10 protein-coding genes, 2 tRNA genes and 2 pseudogenes are annotated in these 11990 nt (G+C 70.8%); 8 read left to right on the top strand and 6 right to left on the bottom strand.

Features of this window, described 5'->3' with window-relative positions; genetic code table 11:
- Positions 1–127 precede the first annotated feature (127 nt).
- From OG390_RS44415 to OG390_RS44395, 5 genes and pseudogenes are all read left to right on the top strand, one after another.
- A pseudogene (locus tag OG390_RS44415) lies at positions 128–580 on the top strand (ATP-binding cassette domain-containing protein); the annotation flags it as partial.
- A 30-nt stretch (positions 581–610) separates the two neighbouring features.
- The gene (locus tag OG390_RS44410; RefSeq protein ID WP_406178236.1) at positions 611–1666 is read left to right on the top strand and encodes an ATP-binding cassette domain-containing protein; all 1056 of its coding nucleotides are present in this window, start codon (positions 611–613) and stop codon (positions 1664–1666) included.
- A gap of 128 nt (positions 1667–1794) precedes the next feature.
- On the top strand, positions 1795–2571 hold the full coding sequence (gene ddaH / locus OG390_RS44405) for a dimethylargininase (RefSeq protein WP_406175950.1): 777 nt from the start codon (positions 1795–1797) through the stop codon (positions 2569–2571).
- Positions 2572–2780: 209 nt separating this feature from the next.
- Positions 2781–3758, top strand: coding sequence for an acyl-ACP desaturase (locus tag OG390_RS44400; RefSeq protein WP_406175949.1), 978 nt, complete (start codon positions 2781–2783; stop codon positions 3756–3758).
- A gap of 135 nt (positions 3759–3893) precedes the next feature.
- A pseudogene (locus OG390_RS44395) lies at positions 3894–4771 on the top strand (hypothetical protein); the annotation flags it as partial.
- Positions 4772–5110: 339 nt separating this feature from the next.
- Here OG390_RS44395 and OG390_RS44390 read toward each other — a convergent pair.
- The 4 genes from OG390_RS44390 to OG390_RS44375 all read right to left on the bottom strand — a co-directional run bounded on the left by OG390_RS44390 (position 5111) and on the right by OG390_RS44375 (position 6730).
- Positions 5111–5563, bottom strand: coding sequence for a hypothetical protein (locus tag OG390_RS44390; protein WP_406175947.1), 453 nt, complete (start codon positions 5561–5563; stop codon positions 5111–5113).
- Between the two features lie 159 nt (positions 5564–5722).
- Positions 5723–5794, bottom strand: a tRNA-Ala gene (locus OG390_RS44385).
- Positions 5795–5825: 31 nt separating this feature from the next.
- A tRNA-Glu gene (locus tag OG390_RS44380) sits at positions 5826–5897 on the bottom strand.
- A gap of 584 nt (positions 5898–6481) precedes the next feature.
- A complete protein-coding gene (locus OG390_RS44375) occupies positions 6482–6730 on the bottom strand; it encodes a WhiB family transcriptional regulator (protein ID WP_399094051.1) in 249 nt (82 codons plus the stop codon).
- Between the two features lie 271 nt (positions 6731–7001).
- On the opposite strand from OG390_RS44375, the gene OG390_RS44370 reads away from it, so the two are divergent.
- Positions 7002–7793, top strand: a complete 792-nt coding sequence (locus OG390_RS44370; RefSeq protein WP_406178234.1) for a VOC family protein — start codon at positions 7002–7004, stop codon at positions 7791–7793.
- A 376-nt stretch (positions 7794–8169) separates the two neighbouring features.
- Here OG390_RS44370 and OG390_RS44365 read toward each other — a convergent pair whose 3' ends face one another.
- Complete coding sequence (locus OG390_RS44365; RefSeq protein ID WP_406175945.1) at positions 8170–9009, bottom strand: patatin-like phospholipase family protein; 840 nt, start codon at positions 9007–9009, stop codon at positions 8170–8172.
- 103 nt (positions 9010–9112) lie between these two features.
- Between OG390_RS44365 and OG390_RS44360 the strand changes: the two genes are divergently transcribed.
- Positions 9113–9778 (top strand): TetR/AcrR family transcriptional regulator, encoded by a 666-nt coding sequence (locus OG390_RS44360; RefSeq protein ID WP_406175943.1) that lies wholly within the window; start codon positions 9113–9115, stop codon positions 9776–9778.
- Positions 9779–9781: 3 nt separating this feature from the next.
- On the opposite strand, the gene OG390_RS44355 is transcribed toward OG390_RS44360, so the two are convergent.
- On the bottom strand, positions 9782–10828 hold the full coding sequence (locus OG390_RS44355) for a LacI family DNA-binding transcriptional regulator (protein WP_406175942.1): 1047 nt from the start codon (positions 10826–10828) through the stop codon (positions 9782–9784).
- A gap of 141 nt (positions 10829–10969) precedes the next feature.
- On the opposite strand from OG390_RS44355, the gene OG390_RS44350 reads away from it, so the two are divergent.
- Positions 10970–11878: a hypothetical protein gene (locus OG390_RS44350; protein WP_406175940.1), complete on the top strand. Its 909-nt coding sequence runs from the start codon at positions 10970–10972 to the stop codon at positions 11876–11878.
- Positions 11879–11990: the final 112 nt, after the last annotated feature.

Genomic DNA, 11990 nt, shown 5'->3' with positions numbered 1-11990 from the left:
CCCGACCGCATCCAGCAACCGCGAGGCCCTCATGTCTACCTTCCCCACCTCCATCACCTGTACCGCCCTCTCCTTCGCCTGGCCCGACGGCACCGCCGTCTTCGACGACCTCCAGGTCGCCTTCGGCCCCGGCAGGACAGGCCTCGTCGGCATCAACGGATCAGGAAAGTCAACGCTGTTGAAGCTGATCTCCGGAGAGCTCACCCCGGCCGACGGCACGGTCCGGGTCGCGGGCGAGGTCGGCCATCTGCCACAGAACGTCACGCTCGACACCGGTCTGCGGGTCGATGAGGCGCTCGGCATCGCCGCCACCCGCGCCGCGCTGCACGCCATCGAGGCGGGCGACGTGGCCGAGGAGCACTTCGACGTCGTGGGCGACGACTGGGACGTCGAGGAGCGGGCACTGGCGACGCTCGGCGAACTCGGGCTCGGGCACATCGAGTTGGACCGCACCGTCGGTGAGGTCTCGGGCGGCGAGTCGGTGCTGCTGCGTCTGGCCGCACTCCTGCTGCGCCGACCCGACGTACTCCTGCTGGACGAGCCCACCAACAACCTCGACCTGTACGCACGGCGGCGCCTGTACGCGGCCGTCGGGTCCTGGTCCGGAGTGATGGTCGTGGTCAGCCACGACCGAGAACTCCTGGACCTGGTCGACCAGATCGCGGATCTGCGCAACGGCGAGGTGACCTGGTTCGGCGGCAACTTCTCCGCGTACGAGGAGGCGCTCGCCGGCGAGCAGGAGGCGGCGGAGCGCATGGTGCGCGTCGCCGAGGCCGACCTGAAGAAACAGAAGCGCGAACTCGTCGAAGCCCAGGTCAAGTTGGCCCGCCGCAAGCGGTACGGCCAGAAGATGTTCGAGCAGAAGCGCGAGCCGAAGATCGTCATGGGGGCACGAAAGCGCGCCGCCCAGGAGTCCGCGGGCAAGCACCGCATCATGCACGAGGGGAGGCTCGCCGAGGCGAAGGAGCGTCTCGACGACGCGGTGGAGGCCGTACGGGACGACGACGAGATCCGCGTCGACCTGCCGTACACGGCCGTGCCGCCGGGTCGCACCGTCCTCACACTCGAGAACCTGGAGCTGCGCTACGGCGCCCGCGTGGACGGCGTGTTCGACCTGCGCGGCCCCGAACGGATCGCGCTGATCGGACGCAACGGCGCGGGCAAGACCACGCTGCTGCGCACGATCGCCGGGGAACTGGGCGCGGTGTCCGGCGACGCGCGGGCCCATGTGCCGCTGCGCTTCCTGCCGCAGCGGCTCGATGTCCTCGACGACGAGCTGACCGTCGCCGAGAACGTGGCCCGGTACGCGCCTGCCGCCACGAACAACCGGATCCGGGCGCGGCTGGCCCGCTTCCTGTTCAAGGGCGCGAAGGCCGACCAGCGCGCGGCGACCCTCTCCGGCGGTGAACGCTTCCGGGCGGCACTGGCCGCGCTGATGCTGGCCGAGCCCGCGCCGCAGCTCCTGATGCTCGACGAGCCGACGAACAACCTCGACATGGCGAGCGTCCGGCAGCTCACGACCGCCCTGGAGTCGTACGAGGGAGCGCTGATCGTCGCCAGCCACGACATGGCGTTCCTGGAGTCCCTCGGAATCACGCGTTGGCTCATCCTGGAAGGAGGAGAACTGAAAGAAATCGCTCCGGAAACTGTCGGGTATTCCGCCTAGTGCGGGGCCCGGGAGCCGCCTAGCGTCGGGGTTCAGGTGTTGCCCGACGTCAGGCCGGGGGCTTTTGCGCGCGCGACCTGCGCTGCATGATGTGCGCCGACACCCCCTGCCGATTCGGAGACCCACCCGTGCCCAGCCAGAAAGCGCTCGTCCGCCGACCCAGCCCCCGCCTCGCCGAGGGGCTGGTGACGCACATCGAGCGCGAGAAGGTGGACGTCGACCTGGCGGTCGAGCAGTGGGAGGCGTACGCGGAGGCACTGCGCACGCACGGCTGGGAGACCGTCGAGGTGGACGCGGCCGACGACTGCCCGGACTCGGTGTTCGTCGAGGACACGGTGGTCGTCTTCCGCAATGTCGCGCTGATCTCCCGCCCCGGCGCGGAGTCGCGGCGCGGCGAGACCGCCGGGGTCGAGGAGGCCGTGGCCCGCCTGGGCTGCTCGGTGAACTGGGTCTGGGAGCCGGGCACCCTCGACGGCGGTGACATCCTGAAGGTCGGCGACACGGTGTACGTGGGCCGCGGCGGGCGCACCAACGCGGCCGGGGTCCAGCAGCTGCGGGCGGCCTTCGAGCCGCTCGGGGCGCGGGTCGTCGCCGTGCCGGTGAGCAAGGTGCTGCACCTGAAGTCCGCGGTCACCGCGCTGCCCGACGGCACGGTCATCGGACACGAGCCGCTGGTGGACACGCCGTCGCTGTTCCCGCGCTTCCTGCCGGTACCGGAGGAGTCCGGGGCGCACGTCGTGCTCCTGGGCGGCGCAAAGCTGCTGATGGCCGCGAGCGCCCCGAAGACGGCGGAGCTGCTCGCGGACCTCGGCCACGAACCGGTCCTCGTGGACATCAGCGAGTTCGAGAAACTCGAAGGCTGTGTGACATGTCTCTCGGTCCGACTCCGGGAGTTGTACGTCTGATCGGGTGATCGCGTGCTCGTTCGGCTCCGGGACCTGGGGGTCCGGCGTGCGCCCGGGGTGTGCGCTGCACCCCGGGGACCCCCGCTGATCAGCAGTCTTTACAGCGAACTTAACCTACGGTGTCGTAACCTACGGATACGTAGCCTACGATGCCGTAAGTTCCGTCCCCGCTCGTTGCACACGTCCCCGTCCCCCTCCCTGGAGCACCCGTGACGATCACTTCTCCCCACCTCGGCAGCCCGTCCGCCGCCTGGACCGACGCTCGACTGCTGTACGCGCTGGAAGAAGTGGTCGAGACGGAGCTCAACCGCCACCTGAAGGTGGCCAAGGACTGGATGCCGCACGAGTACGTGCCGTTCAGCGACGCCCGTAACTTCCCCGGCATCTTCGAGGACGGCGAGGCCTGGGACAAGGAACAGTCCAAGGTCACCGAGATCGGCCGGATCGCGCTGGTCGTCAATCTCCTCACCGAGGACAACCTGCCGAGCTACCACCACGAGATCGCCAGTCTCTTCGGCCGTGACGGCGCCTGGGGCACCTGGGTGCACCGCTGGACCGCGGAAGAGGGCCGGCACGGCATCGTGATGCGCGACTACCTGCTCGCCTCCCGCGCCGTCGACCCCGACAAGCTCGAGGCGTTCCGCATGGCGCACATGAGCGAGGGCTTCGAGTCGGACAACCGCCACTCGATGCTGCACTCGGTGGCGTACGTCGCCTTCCAGGAGCTCGCGACCCGCATCTCGCACCGCAACACCGGTCACCAGTCGGGCGACCCGGTCTGCGACCGCATGCTGGCGCGCATCGCGACCGACGAGAACCTGCACATGGTCTTCTATCGCAACCTCTTGAAGGCCGCGTTCGAGCTGGCTCCCGACCTGACCATGCAGGCCGTGCGCGACGTCGTCGTCAACTTCCGGATGCCCGGTCACGGCATGCCCGGCTTCGAGCGCGCCGCCGCGCAGATGGCCATCGGCGAGGTCTACAACATGCGCATCCACCACGACGACGTGATCCAGCCGGTACTGCGCCACCTCAAGGTCCTGGAGATCGACGGCCTCGGCCCCATGGGTCTGCAGGCGCAGGAGGAGCTCGGCCTCTTCATGCGCGGCCTCGACGCGGAGGCCTCGAAGTTCGACGAGAAGCTCGCGGCCCGCAAGGCCCGCATGGCGGCACGCGCCGCCGGCTGACAGGTCACGGCGCTGCCGCGCCGCCGACGGGGGCCTCGCAGAGCCCCTGCCCGCACGCCGCCACCCGGGCCCTCGCAGGGGGACCCGCTAGTCGTACGCCGTCACCTGGTCCAGCGCCGCGTCCCGCACGTCGGCCTGCTCGCGCAGGGGTTGGAGCCGGTCGCGTACGACGAATTCGCCCGGACCGACATGACGGTGTACCGCGAGCTGAAGAGGATGAAGCAGCCACCCGTCCTCGTCGGGCGGCTGTGCGTCCATCTCATGTCCGACGTACCCGCCGATCAGGAGACCGTCGACCAGGTCTCCTCCTCCGCGCTGCTCAACGCGCTGCTCGCGGGCATGCGGGTGCGGAGCAGGAGCTGCTGGACCTGATGGGCCGGACCGAGGACGCCTCGGCGCGCGCCACGAAGATCTGGGGACAGCTGGGCGCCGGCGTGCTGCGCGGCGAGAGCGCGCGGACCCGCACGGTCGACTGGTGGCAGCGCTGGCTGGTGGACGTGCTCGGTTCGAGACTCCGCGACGGTGAGCGGTTGGTGTACCCGAAGAAGCGGGGTGCGCTGCTCGCGGCGCTGGGCCAGGACCCGATGCTCTCGCGGCGCGGCCCGGTGCGCGACAAGGTGCTCGTCATCGCGTACGACACCTCGGGCTCCATGCCGGACCGGGTGGTCCACTGGCTCACCGAGCTCGTCGGCCGCATCGACGGGGTCGAGGCGCACTGGCTGTCCTTCGACGCGGTGGTGATGCCCTTCGAACCGGGCGGGCGGGTCTACGGCGGAGGCGGCACGAGCTTCCAGGTCGTCGCGGACTACGTGGCGGGGCGCACGGAGGTCAACGGACGCCGCTGCGAGGTGAGTCCGGACGCCGTGGTGATGCTCACCGACGGATACGCCCCACCGATCACCCCGGCCGAGCCCGACAAATGGATCTGGCTGATCACCGAGGGCGGCAGCGAATGGCCCGACAGCCACATACGGGCGATGGACTGCCATCGCGTGGCCACAGGGTCGCGCTAAGCGGCCTCGGGGAAGTGAGGCACGCCCCCACGAGGTGGCGTCGGGTGTCGCCGCCCGACCTCAGGGGACGGCGCCGGCAGCCATCGCCCCACCCCACAGGATCGCGCCGGCAGCCATCGCCCGACCATCACCGAAACTGGACTCACTCCCGCTCAGTTTCTAGTACTACAGCCGGACTTCCGCGTTCCCGCAGGTCAGCGGCGTCACCGAAGGCATTCAGAACTGACCATTCGTCAGCTGCGAGGTCACTCTCGCGACGCTCACCAGGCAGAATCCCGGCCCGCCGACTCGGAACGCGAGTGCTGTCGGCGACGGCCCGCGCGAAGTCCGGCTGTAGTACTAGGAACGGTTTCCGCCGATGAACAGCCGCTCGATGCGGCGACCCTTGTCCGCCGCGGCGAGGAGAGCGTCGGCCAGGACGACCGTGCCCGACGCGTCGAGCCCGGTCTGCACGAGGTCGAGGGTGCGCAGCGACCGTGCGGCCTCGATGAGTTCGGCGGCGGCCCGCCCTCCCCCGCTGCCGAGCGGGTTGCGCTTGAGCCACACGCCGGTGACGACGCGCGGCGAGGCGCGCAGGTTGTCGGCGATGCGGCAGGCGCCGCCCGCGGTGATGCCGTTGCAGCCGAGGTAGAGCGTCTCGACGTCCGCGCCCGCGGCCAGGCGGCCGCGCCCTCGTCGCCGAGCCCGTCGGTGCCGAGCAGCAAGTGGCGTACGGGGGACGGCCCTTGCGACCTTGCGGACAGCGCCTCGGCGACCAAGGCGGCGCCCTCCGCCTCGATCCCCTGCTTGCACAGGTCGAGCCGGCCGTCGGGCAGCGCCGTACCCGCCGTGAAGTCCAGCCGCTCCCCTGCCGGACGGCCGCCGCGCAACCAGTCGAGCAGTGGCGCCAGCTTGTCCTCCGTGATCCCCCCGCCGTCACCCATGTGTCCCCGCCCCACGTATGCGCTGCCGTGGTCCCGGCCGGATTCGAACCGGCGTATCCGCCTTGCCAAGGCGGCGAGTCTGCCTCTGCTCTACAGGACCCCGCATCCCGGTCCCCGCGGACCGGACGCAGCCCGGACGACCGGATTCGAACCGGCGTGACCGCCTTGAGAGGGCGGCGAGTCTGCCTCTGCTCCACGCCCGGGTGCGCACCGGATCCTAACCGCACGCCCGCCCGGCCTTCGCATCGATTTACGGCGGCCCCGCCCGGCGATGTCCCGCCGTCAAACGAGCAGGGCGAGAACAGCGGGAGAGTCGGTGCGCCCCCGCGCGAACTGCGACCGGCTCAACCGCCCCACGTAGGCGATGGCGCGAGCACCGCGAAACACCGAGAGCGTCTGTGAGCATGCTCGCGCGGAGCGCATGCGTCGCGGCCTGAGCCTGCTCGGTCCGCCGGTAGAGGTTCTGGGCCCGGCGGCCGGCGACGGTCCACGGCACGAAGCCGACCGACCACGCCATGGCCCAGGGCAGGGAGCGGCGGCGAGCGGTGTCCTGGGGCCGGCCCGACCCGCGCGGGGGCGACTTTCGCTCCCGGCGCGGCGCACACGACGCCGCCTGACCCGTGCTTACCAGTACTCCTCCATCGCCATGGCCGCATCCGGTCGGCTTGAGGAGGTGCGATGCGGGTGTTACGGAGTGGGTCTGTCCACCTGCGATCCGCGCCGGAGGGTCTAACCGGTTCGGTCAGTTCTGTTCTGTGCGCCGAAGGGTCTACCCGGTTCGACCTTGTCAGTTCTGTTCCGTGCGCCGTAGGCCGAGGCGCTCCTTCTCTGAGAGGCCGCCCCAGACCCCGAAGCGTTCGTCGTTGTTCAGCGCGTACTCCAGGCACGCGGAGCGCATCTCGCACATACCGCAGATGCGCTTCGCCTCCCGCACCGAACTGCCCGGCTCGGGAAAGAAGAAGTCGGCCCCCGTCTGCGCGCACAACGCCTGCTCCTGCCAGGCGATGTCGGCCGCAGTGATCGTTTCCAAGTGCATGGGCATGATCGTGCCTCGCGGCGAAAAACGTTCGATCAACGCGCGATCAACGGCACGTTCCGAGGCCTCCGGCGACGTCTGATGATGGACCCGCCGGACGGGGAAGCACACGGCGGCGCGCGGGGAGCGCGGCAACAAAGAAAACCCACCCGGTGACCCAGGGTGAACGCTGCCATCATCCCGGCCCGCCCGCGCGCTCCGGCAGCGATTGTCAGTGGGCGGTGCAAGACTCGGCAGTGCAGGCAACGGGACCCCTCAAAGGAGGGCAATGATGCTCACCACCCGTTTTGTCACCGGCGCCCCGAACTGGCTGGATGTCGGCACATCCGACATCGACGGCGCCATCTCCTTCTACGGAGGCCTCTTCGGCTGGCAGTTCCAGTCCGCGGGGCCCGACGCCGGCGGGTACGGCTTCTTCCAGCTCGATGGAAAGACCGTGGCCGGCGGTATGCAGACCACCCCGGGGCAGGGCCCGCCCTCCTGGACCGTCTACTTCCAAACCCCTGACGCCGAAGCCACCGCCAAGGCGGCCGAGCAGGCCAAGGGCGGCGTGCTCATGCAGCCCATGGACGTGATGGGCGAGGGCCACATGGCGATCCTCGCCGACGAGGCGGGCGTACCCTTCGGCATCTGGCAGCCGGGCCGCACCAAAGGCCTGGACGTGGCCGGTGACCAGGGCTCGCTGTGCTGGGTGGAGCTGTACACCCAAGACATCGCCGCAGCCGCCGCGTTCTACAACTCCGTGTTCGGCTGGGAGACCTCGGCCATGCCCTTCCCGGGTGGCACGTACACCTGCATCAACCCCGCGGGGGCCGAGGAGGAGGCCATGTTCGGCGGGGTCGTCCCGCTGGCCGACGACCCGACCGAGGCCGAGTCCGGCGCGTACTGGCTGCCGTACTTCGAGGTCACCGATACGGACGCGGTGGTCGGCAAGGCCCAGGAGTTGGGCGGGAAGGTCCGCATGCCCGCTACGGACCTGGAGGGCGTGGGCCGCATGGCGAAGCTCGCCGACCCGTACGGGGCACGCTTCGCAGTGATCAAGAGCGCTCCGCAGCAGAGCTGAGGCCCGGCTATCGGTGGGGTCCCGCAGGCGCCGGGACCCCACCGATGCGTCGTCAACTCCGGTGCACGGCACAGTGTCGACGTGGTCCGGCTCCGCCGACGGCGCCCGTCCCGGACGGCCACGCGCCACGCGCCACGCGCCCCGCCCCGCCCCGCCCCGCCCCGCCACAAGGGCGTGCGTACGCCCCGCCACGAGGCACGCGTACGCCCCCGCCACTGGCCATGTGCGGGCCACCACCACGGGCCGCGTGTACGCACGCCCAGGTCACGAGGCCCACGTCCGCCCCCGCTACGAGGACGCGTCGCCTGCGCCAACTCCCCGATTCCGTATGCGGCTTCGCGCACGCGGAGGCAAGCCTCAGGGGCCCATGCGGGCGTCAGCCGTACCAGACCTCGGCCACGGACTCCGCGAGTGCAACGGCCTGGGCGTGGCCCGCCCGGGCGGCGGCCGGACGGCGGGAATTGTCGATCATGTTGCGGCCCATCGCGCGGCGGGCGGCGTGATCCGGGGTCAGCAGGCTGATGCCGACCCCTTCCCCCGCCAGTTCGGCGGCCTGCCGCGGGGCACTCGGGTGCGGGCCGACCGCTTTGGGAATCGGTGAGATCACGACAACGCGGCGGTTGCCGCGCGCGAGTTGAATGTTGCTGGTCGAGCGGCTGCCGCCGTCCATCCAGCGACGGCCCACGGCCGTGACGGGAGGCCAGACCAGGGGCACCGCGCAACTCGCCGCCACCGCTTCGAGGAGGGTGACACCGGATGTCCGGTCGAACGCTTCGAGAGTCCCGGTCCGCGCGTCGACCGCGGTGATCCGCAACTCCCGCTCGGGCCAGTGCCGTACGTCGCCCAGCAGGGTGCCGACCGTGTCGAAGACCTCCGACTGAGGGCCGGTACGGGCGGCGAGTGCGGCTCGGCCGAGTCGTTCGACGGAACGTCTCGGGTTCCGGGAGCCGAGTGCCGCCCACAGGAAGCGCGCCGTCTGCCCCAGGGTGACGGTCAAGTCGACCGGGTCCGCTCCGGCGAGCTGACCCTCGTACAGCTCGGCGGTACTGACGCCGGAGGCGAGCCTGGAGCCGAAGATCGCGCCCGCGGAGGTGCCGATGACGACGTCGGCCCCGGACACCTCGACACCGGACTCGGCAAGTCCCGCCAGCACCCCCGCCATCCACGCCCCGCCGACCGCCCCGCCGCCGCCCAGCACCAGCGCCGTGTCCGCCATCGGTCCACCCCTCCCACTCAAGTGGGGAGCACTCCCCATTTTCCGGTTCGACGATAACATCAGTACCGGGGAGTGGTCCCCGGTACTGCTGAAAGGTGAGGACATGACGGTCGGCGTGGATGGGCCGGATCCGGTACGCCGGCGGCGCGACGCCGTGCGCAACCGCGAGCTTCTGGTCGAGGCGGCGCGCGAGGTGTTCGCCGAGCAGGGGCTCGACGCGCCGCTCGACGTGATCGCCCGCAGGGCCGGGGTGGGAAACGCCACGCTGTACCGGCACTTCCCGAGCCGGGCCGCTCTCGTCGACGAGGTCTTCCGGGACACCCTGACCAAGACCATGGCGGCCGGGGAACGGGCCCGGACCACGAAGGACGCCTGGAGGGGCCTACTGGACTACATGGACGCGGTCTTCACGGGGCTGGCCGCCGACCGAGGTGCGATCGATCTGATGACCACGCGCCTGGAGAACGTCGCCACGCTGGAGGCTGTGCACGCCCACAACCGGGAGACGGTGGACGTCCTCCTGCGCCGCGGCCGCGAACAGGGCGCGGTGCGCGGTGATCTCACCACCGAGGACCTCCTGTTCGCCCTCGCCGCGCTCTCCCGCGCCGTCCCGGCGCTGACGACTGCGGGCCCGGACGCATGGCGCCGCGCCCTGGCACTCCTCCTCGACGGCCTGCGGGCCTCCCCGGCCGCCGCGCCGCTGCCCGAGCCGTCGCTCACCCCGGCCCAACTCGGTGATGTCCTGGAGCACTTGGGCCCGCACCGCTGAAACCTAGGCGGAGGCCCGGCGTACGAGTGTCGTCGGCAACACCACACTGGAGGGTGCGCCCACCGGGCTGTCCTCGTCGGCCGCGCGGTCGAGGCGGCGCAGCAGCAGCCGAGCCATCAACCGACCCATTTCCTCTATGTCCTGACGGACCGTCGTCAAGGGCGGGTCCGTCTGCTCGGCGACCGGCAGCATGTCGTCGAAGCCGATCACGGCGACGTCGTCGGGCACCCGTCGTCCCTTCTCACGCAGGACGCGCAGGGCTCCCGCGGCCGACAGATCGTTCGCGGCGAACACGGCGTCCACGTCGGGGCGGCGTTCCAGCAGCTCCCGCATCGCACGCTCGCCGCCCGCCGGCGTGAAGTCGCCCTCGGCGATGAGCGCGGGGTCGACGTCGACCATGACATCCCGGAACCCGTCGAGCCGGTCGACCGCGGATGTCTGGTCGAGGGGACCGGTGATGTGGGCGATGCGCGTACGGCCGAGTCCGGCGAGGTGACGTACGGCGTCGCGGGCGCCGCCCCGGTTGTCGCAGTCGACGTACACCGTGGGCACCGCGTTGCGGGGCCCGTCGCCCCAGCCGGGCCGGCCGCCGAACACGGTCGGAACGCCCGCGCCGTGGATCAGTGAGGGCAGCGGGTCGTCGAGGTGCAGCGAGAAGACGAGCGCGCCGTCGACGTGGCCACCGGCGAGATAGCGGCCGACGCGTACGTGGTCGTCCCTGCCCTCCGTGAGCAACAGCACGAGTTGCGAGTCGTGCGCCGTCAACTCCTTGCTGATGCCCCGGAGTTGAAGAGCGAAGAAGGGGTCCGCGAAGACCCTGGTCTCCGGTTCGGCGATCACGACGGCCACCGCGTCGTGGCGCCGGGTCACGAGGCTGCGCGCGGCCTGGTTCGGCACGTAGCCGAGCTCTTCGACGGCCCGCCGCACTCGCTCGGCAAGCGGCTCGCGCACCCCGTCGCCGCCGTTCACGACACGCGACACGGTGGCCCGGGAGACCCCGGCCCGCGCGGCCACGGCCTCCAACGTGGGGCGCGACGCTGTCCCGGTCACCTCTGGGCACCTCCTCGGCGGTTGCGGATCAGGATAGCCGCGCCGCGGCGCACTCCGTGAGAGCGCTCCCGGATCACCGAAATCGGCTTGCGCCGACGAGTCCGCCGGACGAAGATCGCGGCATGACCATGAGAAAGGCCCATGACGCCTGACCGCCCCACGATCCGGCTGGCCGCGTTCGCCCGTCTCCCCCGCACCTACCGGGATCTGCACGTCGTGCACAGCACGGTCGACGCCTTCGGGCGCGCGCACTGGCTGCTGACCGAGCGTCCGCCCGAGTCGCGCCGGGAGAAGCCGTACGACGCCGTGGTCGTCACGGTGGAGGACGGCCGCCCGTACGAGACACATCTCAGCGCGGTGGCGGCGTCATTCCCCAGCTTCGACGCCCTCCCGGACGGCGGATTCGTCGTCGCGGAGCCACGCAGCCGGGCGCACGAGGAACACGTCCAGGTCTTCGACGCCCTCGGACGCCTCTCGTGGACGTTTCGCGTGGGGGACGGAATCGAGCACCTGCTGACCGATGAAGCCGGCGACCTGTGGGTGGGCTACTTCGACGAGGGCGTGTACGGCGACGACGAGCTCAGTTGGCCCGGGCTACGACGTTGGAGCCAGACCGGGGAGCCCTTGTGGACGTACCGCCCGGTTGACGGCGCGAGCGAGATCAGCGACTGCTACGCGCTCAACGTCAGCGGCCGCTCGGCCTGGGCCTGCGCCTACACCCACTTCTCCGTACTGGAGATACGCCCGGACCAGGGTGTGAAATCCCGCGTCAACAAGGTCCGAGGCGCAAAGGGACTGGCGGTCCACGACCGTCGAGTGGCCCTCTTCGGCGGCTACGAGAACGACCACGACCGGCTCGTCATCGGCGAGTTGACAGACACGGGGGTCACCGCGGTCACGGAGGGTCTGCTCGTCCGCCCCGACGGCACCCACCTCGGGCGCCGCCGACTCGTCTGCCGCGGACCGCGCATCTACGTGCAGGAAGAGCCCTTCACGGGCTGGGAGGTCCTGGACATCAGTCTCCAGCCCGAACGTCCGATGGCCCACTGATCGAGCCGGCCGCCGCCGACGGCGGCCAGAGCACCGAAACCCGGCACCGCAGGCTCCGGCCGGCCAACCGGCATGAAGAACAAGCGCCATGCACGCGAGCACTCCGGCGGGA

The organism is Streptomyces sp. NBC_00996, from assembly GCF_045162675.1.
Classification (GTDB): Bacteria; Actinomycetota; Actinomycetes; order Streptomycetales; family Streptomycetaceae; genus Streptomyces.
This window is presented reverse-complemented; position numbering and strand designations above follow the sequence as displayed.